This is a genomic window from Caballeronia sp. GACF4 (assembly GCF_023631025.1).
Classification (GTDB): Bacteria; Pseudomonadota; Gammaproteobacteria; order Burkholderiales; family Burkholderiaceae; genus Caballeronia.
The window spans coordinates 40,187-53,671 of record NZ_JALQDW010000021.1 but is presented as its reverse complement, the minus strand read 5'-3'; the positions used below and the strand labels follow the sequence as shown (position 1 = coordinate 53,671).

General features: G+C 61.7%; 12 protein-coding genes. 3 read left to right on the top strand and 9 right to left on the bottom strand.

The features are described from left to right. Window positions 1-200: 200 nt before the first annotated feature. From NCR40_RS20770 to NCR40_RS20760, 3 genes are all read right to left on the bottom strand, one after another. The gene (locus NCR40_RS20770) at window positions 201-3,239 is read right to left on the bottom strand and encodes an FAD-binding and (Fe-S)-binding domain-containing protein (protein WP_250510516.1); all 3,039 of its coding nucleotides are present in this window, start codon (window positions 3,237-3,239) and stop codon (window positions 201-203) included. A gap of 76 nt (window positions 3,240-3,315) precedes the next feature. After that, complete coding sequence (locus NCR40_RS20765; protein ID WP_250510515.1) at window positions 3,316-4,080, bottom strand: 2-keto-4-pentenoate hydratase; 765 nt, start codon at window positions 4,078-4,080, stop codon at window positions 3,316-3,318. After that, window positions 4,077-5,297, bottom strand: a complete 1,221-nt coding sequence (locus tag NCR40_RS20760; RefSeq protein ID WP_244831258.1) for a pyridoxal-phosphate-dependent aminotransferase family protein — start codon at window positions 5,295-5,297, stop codon at window positions 4,077-4,079. Before NCR40_RS20760 ends, NCR40_RS20765 begins: the two co-directional genes overlap by 4 nt. Before the next feature lie 163 nt (window positions 5,298-5,460). Here NCR40_RS20760 and NCR40_RS20755 point away from each other — a divergent pair, with 163 nt between their 5' ends. From NCR40_RS20755 to NCR40_RS20745, 3 genes are all read left to right on the top strand, one after another. Then, window positions 5,461-6,207: a GntR family transcriptional regulator gene (locus NCR40_RS20755; RefSeq protein WP_250493976.1), complete on the top strand. Its 747-nt coding sequence runs from the start codon at window positions 5,461-5,463 to the stop codon at window positions 6,205-6,207. A 119-nt stretch (window positions 6,208-6,326) separates the two neighbouring features. Further along, window positions 6,327-6,695 (top strand): hypothetical protein, encoded by a 369-nt coding sequence (locus NCR40_RS20750; protein ID WP_250510514.1) that lies wholly within the window; start codon window positions 6,327-6,329, stop codon window positions 6,693-6,695. 108 nt (window positions 6,696-6,803) lie between these two features. After that, window positions 6,804-7,727 (top strand): DNA-3-methyladenine glycosylase family protein, encoded by a 924-nt coding sequence (locus NCR40_RS20745; RefSeq protein ID WP_250510513.1) that lies wholly within the window; start codon window positions 6,804-6,806, stop codon window positions 7,725-7,727. Between the two features lie 220 nt (window positions 7,728-7,947). Here the strand turns inward: NCR40_RS20745 and NCR40_RS20740 are convergent, their stop codons facing one another. The 6 genes from NCR40_RS20740 to NCR40_RS20715 form a co-directional block, all read right to left on the bottom strand. After that, entirely contained in the window at window positions 7,948-8,331 is a 384-nt protein-coding gene (locus NCR40_RS20740; RefSeq protein ID WP_250493974.1) for a response regulator transcription factor, read from the bottom strand. Window positions 8,332-8,368: 37 nt separating this feature from the next. Continuing rightward, window positions 8,369-9,832 (bottom strand): ATP-binding protein, encoded by a 1,464-nt coding sequence (locus NCR40_RS20735; RefSeq protein ID WP_250510512.1) that lies wholly within the window; start codon window positions 9,830-9,832, stop codon window positions 8,369-8,371. A gap of 54 nt (window positions 9,833-9,886) precedes the next feature. After that, the gene (locus NCR40_RS20730) at window positions 9,887-10,306 is read right to left on the bottom strand and encodes a hypothetical protein (RefSeq protein ID WP_250493972.1); all 420 of its coding nucleotides are present in this window, start codon (window positions 10,304-10,306) and stop codon (window positions 9,887-9,889) included. 61 nt (window positions 10,307-10,367) lie between these two features. Next, entirely contained in the window at window positions 10,368-11,324 is a 957-nt protein-coding gene (locus NCR40_RS20725) for a helix-turn-helix domain-containing protein (protein ID WP_250467926.1), read from the bottom strand. A gap of 310 nt (window positions 11,325-11,634) precedes the next feature. Continuing rightward, complete coding sequence (locus NCR40_RS20720) at window positions 11,635-12,321, bottom strand: response regulator transcription factor (RefSeq protein WP_244831250.1); 687 nt, start codon at window positions 12,319-12,321, stop codon at window positions 11,635-11,637. A 194-nt stretch (window positions 12,322-12,515) separates the two neighbouring features. Beyond that, on the bottom strand, window positions 12,516-13,478 hold the full coding sequence (locus NCR40_RS20715) for an HlyD family secretion protein (RefSeq protein WP_250467925.1): 963 nt from the start codon (window positions 13,476-13,478) through the stop codon (window positions 12,516-12,518). Window positions 13,479-13,485 lie beyond the last annotated feature (7 nt).

Here is a 13,485-nt window from a genome sequence, read left to right as displayed (position 1 = left end):
CGGTACGTCTATGAACTGCTTCGATCGATGGCGAACGGATATGCCATGAGCGTGTTATTCCGTGCGGTCATGGAACCGTCGGATGCGTGGCTTGCGCGGCATTGTCATTGCGTGTCTCCTTTCGCGGGTCGTCGATGGCCCGCTGTCATGTTGTCGATGGTTCAACTCATATGCACGTCGTTTTGCGGGCTCAGGCGACCTCATGCAAGCGCATTGGCAAGCACCCGCGCCACGTGCAACGCTTCGGTCTGTGCACCATCCGCGATCTGATGACGGCAGCTCGTGCCATCCGCGACGATCACGGCATCGCGTGCATCTCTTGCCTTGCGTACCGCCGGCAGCAGCGACAGTTCCGCCATCGCCTGCGAGGCTTCGTAATGCTCCGCTTCGTAACCGAAGCTGCCCGCCATGCCGCAGCATGACGATTCGATCGTCTTCACTTCCAGACCGGGAATCCACTTGAGCACGGTTTCGACCGGACGCACGGCATCGAATGCCTTTTGATGGCAATGGCCATGCAGCAACGCGCGACTGTGATCTAGCGGCTTGAGGTCGATATCGAGTCGTCCCGCAACGCGCTCGCGAACCAAAAATTCCTCGAAGAGAAAGGATGCCTCCGCGAGCTTGCGCGCGGCATCGCCGTAGCCGTAGCCGAGGAACTCGTCGCGCAGCGACAGAAGACACGAAGGCTCGAGGCCGACAATTGCCACGCCGCGTTCGACATATGGCAGAAGCGTATCGAGCGTGCGCCGTGCTTCAGTCTTGGCTTCGTCGACGAGCCCGGCGGAGAGAAACGTCCGTCCGCAACACAACGGCCGTTCTCCCGCTTTCGTATTGAGATGAACCGTGTAGCCCGCCGCCTCAAGCACGCGCTGTGCGGCACGCGCATTGGCCGGCTCCATGTAGTTGTTGAAGGTATCGACGAAGAGCAAAACCTCCTTAGTTGCATTTGCAACTATTGTCGTCGACGCATCCGACAGAAAGGCTTTTTCAAAACGGGGAAATGCGCGTTGCGGCGCCAGGCCGAGTTTTGTCTTTAGCCAGCGCGCCAAGACCGGCATACGCGCTTCGATAGCGCCGCTCATGAACGGCCAGCGGCTCGCATAGGGCGCATAACGCGGCAGATAAGCGACAAGACGTTCACGCACGCTCACACCGTGACGTGTGGTGCGCGCAGCACGCGTTTCGATCTTGATGCGCGCCATATCGACGCCTGTCGGACAATCGCGTTTGCAGCCCTTGCACGACACGCACAGATCGAGCACGTCCTTCACGTCCTGACTCGCAAGGCCCTCTTCACCCAATTGTCCCGAGAGCGCGAGACGCAAAGTGTTGGCACGTCCACGCGTGACATGTTGCTCGTCTTTCGTAATGCGATAGCTCGGGCACATGGTTCCCGCATCGAACTTGCGGCAATGGCCATTGTTATTGCACATCTCGACTGCCTTGGCCAGTCCGTTCGAAAGATCATTGCCAGAGCCCGGCGCACCCTCCAGGCCTGTCAACGGATCACGCGTCACGTTCCAAGCCGACCAGTCGAGTTGCGGCTCGAATGCACGTTCACGATACGACGGCGGAAAGCGGAAATTCACCGTATCGTCCATTTTCGGGGGCGCCACGATTCGGTCCGGGCTCAGGCGATTGTCCGGATCGAAGAGCTGCTTGATCTCGCGAAACGCCTCGTTGATGCGCGGCCCATATTGCCACGCAACCCATTCACCACGGCATAGTCCATCGCCGTGCTCGCCCGAGAATGCGCCTTTGTATTCGCGCACCATCGCAGCGGCTTCTTCGGCGATAGCTCGCATCTTTGATCCGCCATCGCGACGCATATCGAGGATCGGACGCACATGCAACGTGCCGACGCTCGCGTGGGCATACCAAGTGCCTTCGGTGCCATGCTTTCTGAAGACATCGGTAAGACGGCTCGTGTATTGCGCCAGATGTTCGAGCGGCACCGCGCAGTCTTCGATAAAGGACACGGGCTTGCCATCGCCCTTCATGCTCATCATGATGTTGAGGCCGGCCTTACGCACTTCCCACAACGCTTTCTGCGGGCCGGCGTCGGGCATCTGTACGACCGAATCGGACAGGCCGAGATCGCTCATCAGATCGACAAGGCTTGCAAGCTTCGTCACTTGTTCAGCGCGATCGGCGCCCGCGAACTCGACCAGCAAGACTGCTTCCGGCTCACCCACCAGCGCCTTTTCGATGACAGGGCGAAACGCCTGATTCGACATTGCTAGATCGATCATGGTGCGATCGACCAGTTCCACGGCAACAGGTCCGAGCTTGACGATGTGTTGCGTCATCTCCATTGCATCGTAGAAGCTCGGAAAGTTAACCACGCCAAGCGTCTTGTGCTCGGGCAAAGGCGCGAGCTTCAACGTAAGTTGCCGGCTAAAGGCAAGCGTGCCTTCCGATCCCACCAGCAGGTTCGCCAGATTCGGCTCGCCGTCTTCGCTGAAGGGCAACGGGCTTTGGCAATCGAACAGATCGAGGTTATAACCAGCCACGCGGCGCAGAACCTTGGGTATGCGTTCACGCATTTCATCGCGTTCGCGCAATGCAACGTCGCGCACGCTTTCTACGAGCTCACGCATGCGTGCATCGAACTTCATTGCCGAGAGCTTACCGAAGCTGCCCTCGTATCCGTCAGCAAGAATCGCGTCGATGGCGAGCACGTTATGCACCATGATGCCGTATGCCATGGAGCGCGAACCGCACGAGTTATTGCCCGCCATGCCACCGATCGTGCATTGCGCGCTCGTCGAGACATCGACAGGAAACCACAAGCCATGCGGCTTGAGCCATGCATTCAGGTGATCGAGCACGACGCCCGGCTCGACCGTCACCGTTCGAGCGTCCTTGTCGAAGTGCACGATGTTGTTGAGCCACTTGCTCGTGTCGACGACGAGCGCCTCGCCTATCGTCTGACCGCACTGACTCGTCCCGGCGCCGCGCGCGAGCACGCTTGCCTTTGCCTCGCGCGCGATCTCCAAAGCAAGCCGCAAGTCTTCCTGATCCCTCGGCACGACCACACCTTGCGGCATGATCTGATAGATCGACGCGTCGGTTGCATAGCGTCCGCGCGACGCGCGATCGAACAGCACATCACCCTTCAGCTCGCGTTGCAGACGCATCTCCAAAGGGGTCGGCGCCGCTGCGCGACCGGCGCGCGCGGACGCTGGCATCAGATGGATCGGCTTGACGAGTCGGTCTGTGGGTGTATTGAGCATCGTCGCTATCGGTTAGTGCGGGAGGCCTGCTTGGGCTTTTGCATGCTGAATGCTTTATGCCGGCACACCGCATGCATTATTCGAAATGCAGTTCGACGGTAGGCAGGCCGTCGATCGAGCCCACGGCGTGGCCCGCCCCATCCGGGAAGGCAAGTCCGGTGTAAGAGCCCGCCGTGATCACCGTGCCCGCGGCGAACGCGATGCCATGCGAGACCGCGTGATTGACCGTCCACGCAAGCAGACGACGCGGATCGCCCGCCGGGTTCGCCGGTGGGCCTTCGAACAGCGGTTTGCCGTCGCATTCAAAGCTCATCGCCGGGGCGACGAACGGGAACGCTTCGTCGTAAGGCACGCCCGCGCCGACGAGTAGCGCGCCGTGATTCTGCAGATCCGCGAGTTGCCACGGCTTCTCGACGTCGGGCCACGCAGCGAAGCGACTCGCCACCACTTCGATCGCCGCATGCACGGAACCGATCGCGCCGATGATTTCGGTATCGCTATACGGTCCGCTGCCTGCCTCGAATGCGCGATTGAATACAAAAGCCACTTCGAGTTCGAGCCCTGCTCGTCCGAAAGCCGACATCGATAGCCGCGCGCCCGAGGCATGCACGCCATCGGCCGGGAGCAACGCAGCCTGGATCGGACCATCGGGCGTCTTCGCGCCGACCTTCCACCCGCCGACGCTCGCGCCGAGTGCATGCAAAGTCGCCTTTTGCGCGGCGTAGGCTTCTTCCGCGTTCGATGGCCGCGCGTCTTCCGGCAATGCTTCGAGCTTCGCGCGATGCGCACGCGCTTCCACGAAGAGCCGCGCGAGCGCGTCGGCGTCGAAGGCCGCGCTCATGCCGCCGCCTTGAGTTCGGGTTTCGCGACGTGGCTCGTCAGATAGTCCATCGCCGCGGCCACGCCGCTCCCTTCGAGTTTGATGCCCGCGAGCTTCAGTCCCATCTCGCAGCCGGTGAGCGCGGCCATCAACGTGAGATCGTTGCAATCGCCCAGATGCCCGATGCGGAACATGCGGCCCTTCACCTTGCCGAGACCCGTGCCCAGCGACATATCGAAGTGCTCGTAGATGAGCTTGCGTACCGCATCCGCATCGACACCTTCGGGCGTCATCACACCGGTCAGCACCGGCGAATACACGGACGAATCCGCGCACTGGATTTCGAGCCCCCACGCGGTGACTGCCGCACGGCAGGCGGCCGCGAGCCGCTGATGGCGCGCGAACACGTTGTCGAGCCCTTCGCCGAGAATCATGTCGAGCGCTTCGGACAGGCCGTACAGCAGGTTGGTGTTCGGCGTGTAGGGCCAGTAGCCCTGTTTGTTCATTTCGATGATCTCTTTCCAGTCCCAGAAAGCACGCGGCAGCTTCGCCTCTTTCGATGCCTCGATCGCCTTCTGCGACACCGCGTTGAAGCTGATTCCCGGCGGCAGCATCAAGCCCTTCTGCGAGCCGGACACGGTCACGTCCACGCCCCATTCGTCATGACGATAGTCGGCGGATGCGAGACCGGAGATCGTGTCGACCATCAGAAGCGCCGGGTGGCCAGCCGCGTCGATGGCGCGCCGCACCGCCGCGATGTCCGAGGTCACGCCCGTGGACGTCTCGTTGTGAACGACGCATACCGCCTTGATCGTGCGCTGCTTGTCTTCGGCAAGGCGCGCTTCGATCATGTCGGCCTGCACGCCGCGGCGCCAGCCCTCGATGCCGGGCAAGCCCAGAAACTCCGGCTTCAGTCCAAGGTTGACCGCCATCTTTTGCCATAGGGTCGCGAAGTGGCCGGTTTCGTACATGAGGACCGTGTCGCCGGGGCTGAGCGTATTGGCGAGCGCCGCTTCCCATGCACCGGTGCCGGAAGCCGGATAAATCACCACCGGCTGGCTCGTCTTGAAGATTTTCTTGATGCCATCGAGCACCTTCAGGCCGAGTGCACCGAACTCCGGCCCGCGATGGTCGATGGTCGGATAACTCATCGCACGCAAAATGCGATCGGGCACCGGGCTGGGTCCCGGAATCTGCAGGAAGTGACGGCCAGCGGGGTGGTAATCGAGTTTCAGCATGGATGCGCATCCTCTTAAATTGAATTTTGCATGCAAAATACTGTAGCGCAGCGATGCGGCCGCGGAAAGGCTTAAATAGGCCAAATGGCCTAGGGATAACCCGCTGGACGTTTTTTCCGGCGAGCTAGGGTTAAAATTGCCGCAAACGAATTCGAGGTATTGAATGCAAAATCGCGACTTGCCCGACGCCAGTCTTTCGCCGCTCCTACAGAAGGTCGAGCGCATGCGTTTGCACGACACGGTGGTGGATCACTTGCGTGAATTCATCGTGGAAGGCCTGCTTGCGCCGGGCGTGAAGCTAAACGAGCGCAAGCTTTGCGAGACGCTCGGCATTTCGCGCACGCCCTTGCGTGAAGCGCTGAAGGTGCTGGCCGCGGAAGGGTTGATCGAGATAGCGCCGAACAGGGGTGCATCGGTCTCGCAGATGAGCGAACTCGAAATCCGCGAGATGTTCGAACTGATGAGCGGACTGGAGGCGTTCTCCGGCGAACTGGCTTGCGAGCGAATCACGCCGCAGGAGATCGCGGACATCAAGGCGCTTCACGCGGTCATGCTGGAATGCCGCGCGCGCAATGATTTGTCGGGCTATTACAGCCGGAATCAGGCTATTCACGACAAGATCAATGAAGCCGCGCGCAACACGGCGCTACGGCAAACCTACGTGTCGATCAACCGGCGCTTGCAGGCCATGCGCTTTCGATCGAACTTCCAGACGCCCAAGTGGGATAGCGCGATACGAGAGCATGAAGAGATGATCGAAGCGCTGGAAACGCGCGATGGCAGGCGCATGTCGACCATTCTTCGTCATCACCTGCTCGGCAAACGCGATGCCGTTCTCGCCGAGCGCACGCTGACCACGGTGAAGGCGCCGGTTGCCAGGAAGCGGACGCACACCGGCGACGCTGGCTGAAAACGCCATACTCAAGCGCATCGAACGCTGCGTTCCCCCGCGCACAGTTCGATCGGCCGAATCCTCGCAAGCTTCGCTACGATTCGCGCCAATGGCCGAAGAGCCTGACATCGGGGGACATGTTGAACACAATAAGAGGTACATGCCTGGCGCTCGGGGCGGCGCTCGTCGTTGGCGGCTTCACGCTCTATTACGACGATAAGGACGTGAGCGTCGCGCAAGCCGATACGGACCGCGCAACGGTCGATTGCCTCACGCAGCAGCTCACGCATGATGAGAAGGTCAGCATTGCCCGCCTGACCGTCGATCACGATAACGCGAACATGCGTCGCGTCTACACCGATGTTCTGTCGCGCTGCGTACTACGCGCCGATCAGTGGGACCGGCGCTCGCAACTCGTCGCGAGCGCGCGTCAAACTCTCGCCTACGATACCGAGTTCCGGCGCATGCTCAGCGAAAGCACGATGCGCATTGCACAGCGACCCTGACATCGCCTTCTCGAAGCACGACGTTGGTCGAACGACATAGGCCGCCAGGCGATGGAGTAACATCGGCATCCATTGCGAGGCAATCGCATGCATCATTCGGCATTCAGAATGCAATCCACATCTCACGGCAATTCGACGACGATCGAGTTGCCCTTCAAGCGGCCCTTCGACTGGACTCGCCTGCTCGCCTTCATAGGCGGCCGGGCGGCGGCGGGCGTCGAGTCGGTGGAAGGCGGCGTTTATCGACGCGCGATCGAATGGCATGGCGATGAAGGCACCGTCGAAGTCAGGCCGCATGAGCGCAAACATCGCCTTGTCGTGACCGTCGACGGCGATGCGCAGCGGCATGCCGATCAACTTGCCGAACCGCTTGCTCGTATGTTCGATCTGCATGCCGATCCCCGCCGGATTGCAAGCGTGTTGTCGCGCGACCCGTTGTTGGCGCCGCTAGTCGATGCCTCGCCGGGACTACGCGTGCCGGGCGCCTGGTCCGGGTTCGAGTTGGTGGTCAGAACCATCGTGGGCCAGCAAGTGAGCGTGAAAGGCGCTTCGACGATCATGGGACGCATCGTGCAGCGCGCGGGAAGAATGATCGATGGGCATTCGCACGAGGCCACTGCCTGGCGGTTCCCGACGCCCGCCGAGCTTGCCGCCGCGGACCTGGATAAGATCGGCATGCCCACGAAACGTGTCGAAGCCGTGCAGCGGTTTGCGAATGCGGTGTCAACAGGCGCGTTGCCGCTCGACGAACCGGACGCTGATGCCGAGGCGTTGAAGCGCGATCTGCTGGCGCTGCCGGGTATCGGTCCGTGGACAGTCGGTTATGTCGCGATGCGCGCCCTGCGCGATCCAGACGCATGGCCCGATGCCGATCTCGTGTTGATGCAGGCCATCGCGCGGCGCAATCCGGCCCTGCTCAAGCCCGCGCAGCAACGAGCGCATATCGAGCGTTGGCGGCCTTGGCGCGCTTATGCCGCAGTACATCTGTGGAATGGAGTGGCGATGGAGACTGGGGCAGCGCGAGGCGGGTAGATTGAATACCAGACGAATGTATGCGGTCGACTGCATGCAATGCCACCGGCCAAACGAAGCTCCAGGGAACCCGAATTTCGCCAAGCCATCAGACGCCATCAGGTTTGAACAAGATCGCATTCGGTCGATTGAATACCACGCAAATGCATATGGTCGACTGCATGCAAAAGTCGCGTGCGAGCCAGATTTCAAGAAACTGACCCGCCTTCCACCGAAAGGCTTAAGCCCCCGCCGCACCCCTTCTCCCCGCAGCAATCGCAAGCTCGATCGAAACCAGCAACCCCTCTTCATCGAAAGGCTTGCGCAGAAAACCCACCGCGCCACGCTGCATGGCTCGCTGAACCGTATCGTCGTCACCGTGCGCGGACATGAACACCACCGGAATGTCCCGATGCTCGGCGTTCAATCGACGTTGCACATCGAGCCCCTGCATCCCTCGCATTTTGATATCGAGCAGAACGCACATGGCATCGTCGACGGCCGACGATGCAAGAAACTCCTCGCCCGACGAGAACATCGCGGTCGCGTAGCCAACGGCCTTGAGCAAATTGCCGACGCCGCGTCTTACCGAGGCGTCGTCATCGACGATGCAGACAAAGCTCATGTATGCCAATGCTCCCGTGGCTCGCGTCGCGGCAGATTCATCGGGAAGCGGCCGATACCAACACGAGCCTGCCGCCGCGCGCCGCAGCACCTAGCGTTCGCATGCGCGGCTCAGTGCGTGCAGACGTCACGACGCCAGCATCGTCGGACTCGCCCGACTTGCGCAACGCATAGTCGCGCGTCGTCTCCAGCAGGAAATAGTCACGAGTCGTGCTGTCGAACGAAGTCATCAGAAGACACTTCGAGGCGAGGCCGACGATCGCCTCCATGACCTCGTTTCGCGATAACCATTCGCACGCGGCGACCGTGCAAACCTCATCCAGCGAAAAGCGGTCGGGGAATACGGCGAGCCGTTGCAGCACTACGCGCTCGGCCGCGCCGAGCAGTTTGTAGCTCCAGTCGAGCGAAGCGGCCAAGGTCTGCTGCCGAGGCGGCGCAGTCTTGCGCCCGCCCGTCAGCGACTGGAACCGATCATCGAGTTCCGCGGCCAGCCTGCGTATGCCGAACACAGCCGCCCGCGCTGCGGCGAGTTCGAGTGCCAACGGAATGCCGTCGAGCCGGCGGCAGATCGTCGCGAGCATGTCGAGACTGCCGCGGTCCCGTTCGACCGACACATTCAACGCGCTCATCTGCGCGAGAAACATCCGCACCGAGGCGCTGGCGAGAATCGCTTGCGAGGTGGCCTCGACATCGGGCATGTCGAGCGGCGCGACCCGGTAGCACTTTTCGTCGTGCGTGCGCAGTGGCTCACGGCTCGTCGCCAAAATTCGCAGCTCCGCGCATGCTTCCACGAGTTGTTGGGCGAGCGACGCGGCTGCCTCGATTACATGCTCGCAGTTGTCCAGCAACAGCAGTATCTTGCGGCTCTGAAGAACCGTGATGAGCGCTTTGATCGAACCATCGCTCATGGAACGCTCGATGCCAAGTGCTTCGGCGATGGTGTCCGCGACCATGCGCGCATCGTTCACGGCCGCGAGCGAAACGAAGCACACATCGATCTTTGCGTTAGCCGCAATCGAACGCGCCGCCGCGATGCCAAGCTGCGTCTTGCCAATACCGCCCGAGCCCAGCAACGTGACGAGATGCGCTTCCTGCAAGGCACCGACGATCTCTGCAAGCGCGCTCTCGCGTCCGATCAAAGCCGCGCGATGATGCGGCAGGGCGTCGAGATGCGTCGCTTTCGGATCCATTGAATCGGCAGGCGCGGACACGTCGACCGCATTCGCGAGCCGATAACCTCGACCGGACACGGTATGGATAGCCTGACCGTCAGCGCCGAGGACACGCCTGAGCGTCGAAAGCTGCACATGGATGTTGTTCTCGCCGACCACCGATTTCGGCCACACGTGGCGCAGAATCTCATCCTTCGTGACCGTTTTGCCATTTGCGCGAATCAGCAATTCGAGGATGTCGAACGCGCGCGAGCCGACCTCGAGCAGTCGCCCATCCAGACGCGCCTCGCGCATTTCCAGCGACACTACGATTCGACCGATCTTGATCATGCCGCACTCACGCCTGGTTGGTTAACGGAACCGCCACGTTGCGCGCATGCGCAATCAGTCCTCGTACGGACGAGCATCCGCGGATACGAGACACACGAAGGCGCTCGCCTTCAGCACGCATTCCACCGAAGACAGCAGAAACAGCAGCGGCGACACGCGGAACTCGACCGGCAGCCCGAATGACATTGCCATCAGACCGATCGTGCAGAGCAACGCATAGACGATGCGCGCGACGCGGCTGCCAGTCAGCACGAACCCAACAAGCGCCAGCCACAAGAGTTTGCCGACGATGCATGCAAGCGCATCGCGCGCCGAGAGACTGATCCATAACTCGAACGGCAACTCGACGAGCGCCCATAGACCGGTCGCGAGAATCAAGCGGCGCGTCCACGCCCCAAGCGCGATGCGGCCGCTCAAGAACGTATCGGCAGAACTGGCTCGTCGTGAGGAGACTGGATCGTCGAGAAAGCGCATGACAGTGGTTCCTTGGCGGACTTCCGCGCGTAACGACGCGGCCTTTATCGAACAACACGCATTACCCGGCGACGTTCGTCTTCGTCTTCCAGCAGTACGGGGTATCGCCGACCATTCGCTTGAATACGGTCGTGAAGTGAGCCTGCGAGCGGAAGCCGCAACTCAGGGCGACATCGAGCATGTTTTGCTTCGACTCACGCAGCAGGCGCTGCGCGTATTCCACGCGGCGGCGCAGGAGAAACTCGTGCGGCGGCATGCCCGTCGCGCGGCGAAACTGCGAGGCGAAATGCATGCGCGTGAGCCCTGTGCTGCCGGCGATATCCGCGAGGCCGATCGAATCGGCGAGATGGGCATCGATAAATTCGATCGCGCGATTGAGCCGCCACGCGGGCAAGGCGCTGGCCTCGCGCTTTTGCCGGTCGGCCAGCGTGAAGTGCCGTGCGACCAGGCGCGACACGATGGCGAAGCTGACGCTATCGGTGAACACCTTGCCCACCGCCGCGTCCTCCGATTGCGATACCGCGAGCGCCTGTCCGAGCCGTTCCAGCGCGGGGTCGCGCACGAGCTTGGGATCGTCGATACGAATATCGCCTGCATGCGGCCGCCCGAACATGTCCTCGAAGCATTCGCTCAAGACCTGTTGCCCGACGAAAAGATGCAGCACGTCGGCAGGCGACTCGAACACTGCGCTGCAGCGCACGTCGGGCGCCGTGATCTGCACGGCTCCGGCGGCGACGCGTCCGCGCACGAGCGTCTTGCCTGCATGAGAAAACGTGAGTGACGTGCACTTGAGACTCAGTGCAATGCAATGATGCGTCGCGCTCTCGACACTCGCGACTTCCACCGGCGACTTATCGTTGCAGGTCCATCGCGAGAGGAGAATGCCGCCGCGCGGACGGCTGCTGGCAGCGTCGTCGGGAGGTGTGCGCCATGCATGTTCCATTCCGATTCCGTTCGCCCGGCTCTTCTGCGCGACCTCGATTACGGGTTCGGGATACGACATCGACGAAATGGTCATGACCGGTCATCCAGTGAAGTTGTTTGAGCGACTTTGCATGGACTCCACGGTATCGCACGGCAATTCGTACAGCCAGTCGTACGTTGGGGTGGCTTGAATGACCGATGGTTGGTTCAGATCATACGGAGGTTTAGTCGGGGTTCGATGCGGCGCGGGCGGGTCGACTAGCGCGAGGTCTAACGCGGTGCGGTTGTTCAGACGGAGGCGGCAGGTGAGTTATACGTGGGTATAGGGTGTGAGCGGTTCGTCGTCGCGTGATTCAGTACGCACACTGCGCAGTGCCAATCGCCCTCGCCCAAGGCCAACCATCTCAAACCCCACCCCGCGCGCGCCTCACCGGCAATGCGACTCCCAACGCCTCCGCCTTCCTCACGAAATCAGCAAGGGAGCGCGCCCCCATCTTCCGCATGGCCTGCCCGCGATAGATTTTCACGGTGATCTCGCTCAGGCCCATCTCCGCCGCGATCTGCTTGTTCATGAGGCCCGAGGCGACGAATGCCATGACCTCACGCTCACGTGCCGTCAACGTGTCGTAGCAATGCCGCAAATCCGCTACCGAACGGTTCGTCGCGCGACGCTGCGCATCGTTGGCCAGCGCCTGTTCCACTGCATCGAGCATGTCCTGATCGCGGAACGGCTTGGCCAGGAAGTCCTGCGCGCCGGCCTTCATCGCCTTGACCGTCATCGCGATATCGCCATGCCCCGTCATGAAGATGATCGGCAGACTCAGTTCGCTCGATGCAATCTGCTCCTGCACCGCAAGTCCGCTTTGTCCCTTGAGACGCACGTCGAGGATCAGGCAACTCGGCACATCCGGCATGTCGAACGCCAGAAACTCCTGCGCGGAGCCGAAGGTTTCGACCTTGAGGCCCACCGAACGCAGGAGATTGCTGACGGCTTGGCGCATCGATTCGTCGTCGTCCACCACGTACACCATGGCGCTCGCGGTGTTGTTACTGGCGTCAGCGCTCGCATCGCTGCGCGGATGACTGCTCATCACATCTCCCTTCGTGAGCGGACAGAAGAAGATGTAAAGGCGCGCGGCCTTTTACATCGCCGAAAGCGCGCTGGAAGGAGCGGTCGAAGTGACGCGCTCCAGGAAAAGCGTGCTTCCCAAGCGATGATGCGCGAGGCCATCCACGCGACGGTACTTATTTTTCCTTAATCGTTCAAAAGGCGGCGCCGCGACGCTCACCCACGACCGCTCCCATGCGGCTGCAATGTCACCGTGCAAGTCATCCCCATCGCGAGCCTCATTCCCTCGGGAACACGATCGATATGAATCCGCACCGGCACTCGCTGCGCAAGCCGCACCCACGTAAAAATCGGGTTGACGTCGGCGAGCAAATCGCCGCTCGTCGGATTGTCACGGTCGGCGATCCCGCTTGCGAGACTATCCACGTGACCTTGAATGTCTTCACCGCCCGATAGCAGTCTGATCGTCGCCCGATCGCCCACTTGCACGTGCGGCAGCTTCGTTTCCTCGAAGTAGCCGTAGACCCAGAACGAGTGCGAGTCGATCAGCGCCATGCGCGCGGTCCCGGCCGTGGCGAAATCGCCCGGATAAAGGTTCAGGTTCGTGATGAAACCATCGGACGGCGCGCGCACCTCGCTGCGCGTCAGGTTCAGCGCGGCCGTCTCTTGCGCCACTACCGCTGCCTTCACGGCTGCCTCGGCCGCGTTGTAGGCGGCGACATCGGCGGCATGATCCGACGCCGATTGCCTGGCGAGCGATGCCGAATCCAGCCGGCTTTCGTCCGATATCACGTCGCCCGCAAGATTGGCGCGGCGCGCCGCCTGAGCGCGTTTCATCGCAAAACCGGATTCGCTCGCGGCCATGCGCGCCTTCGCCTGCGCCATTTGCGCCTGCGCACGCGCGAGATCGGCATCGGCCTGCGCCACGGCGTAATGGAAGCGAGCCGGATCGAGCACGAACAGAATGTCGCCCTTGCGCACGAGCTGGTTGTCCTTCACGCGTACGTCGCTGACGAGGCCGGAAACATCCGTCGCGACTTGCACGACCTGCGCGCGCACGCGCCCGTCGCGCGTCCACGGCGAGTACATGTAGTCGAGCCACAGCATGCGAACCAGCACGATCGCCACGACCAGTATCGTGAGCGTGAACCCCGCGCGCAGGATGGATTGCGTTTTCATCTTGATG

Excerpts from the sequence above, each read along its gene's own strand:
- NCR40_RS20725 (WP_250467926.1), bottom strand. The coding sequence starts at position 11,324 with ATGACCATTTCGTCGATGTCGTATCCCGAACCCGTAATCGAGGTCGCG.
- NCR40_RS20750 (WP_250510514.1), top strand. The coding sequence starts at position 6,327 with ATGTTGAACACAATAAGAGGTACATGCCTGGCGCTCGGGGCGGCGCTC.
- NCR40_RS20720 (WP_244831250.1), bottom strand. The coding sequence starts at position 12,321 with ATGAGCAGTCATCCGCGCAGCGATGCGAGCGCTGACGCCAGTAACAAC.
- NCR40_RS20770 (WP_250510516.1), bottom strand. The coding sequence starts at position 3,239 with ATGCTCAATACACCCACAGACCGACTCGTCAAGCCGATCCATCTGATG.
- NCR40_RS20740 (WP_250493974.1), bottom strand. The coding sequence starts at position 8,331 with ATGAGCTTTGTCTGCATCGTCGATGACGACGCCTCGGTAAGACGCGGC.
- NCR40_RS20755 (WP_250493976.1), top strand. The coding sequence starts at position 5,461 with ATGCAAAATCGCGACTTGCCCGACGCCAGTCTTTCGCCGCTCCTACAG.
- NCR40_RS20760 (WP_244831258.1), bottom strand. The coding sequence starts at position 5,297 with ATGCTGAAACTCGATTACCACCCCGCTGGCCGTCACTTCCTGCAGATT.
- NCR40_RS20765 (WP_250510515.1), bottom strand. The coding sequence starts at position 4,080 with ATGAGCGCGGCCTTCGACGCCGACGCGCTCGCGCGGCTCTTCGTGGAA.
- NCR40_RS20715 (WP_250467925.1), bottom strand. The coding sequence starts at position 13,478 with ATGAAAACGCAATCCATCCTGCGCGCGGGGTTCACGCTCACGATACTG.
- NCR40_RS20745 (WP_250510513.1), top strand. The coding sequence starts at position 6,804 with ATGCAATCCACATCTCACGGCAATTCGACGACGATCGAGTTGCCCTTC.
- NCR40_RS20730 (WP_250493972.1), bottom strand. The coding sequence starts at position 10,306 with ATGCGCTTTCTCGACGATCCAGTCTCCTCACGACGAGCCAGTTCTGCC.
- NCR40_RS20735 (WP_250510512.1), bottom strand. The coding sequence starts at position 9,832 with ATGATCAAGATCGGTCGAATCGTAGTGTCGCTGGAAATGCGCGAGGCG.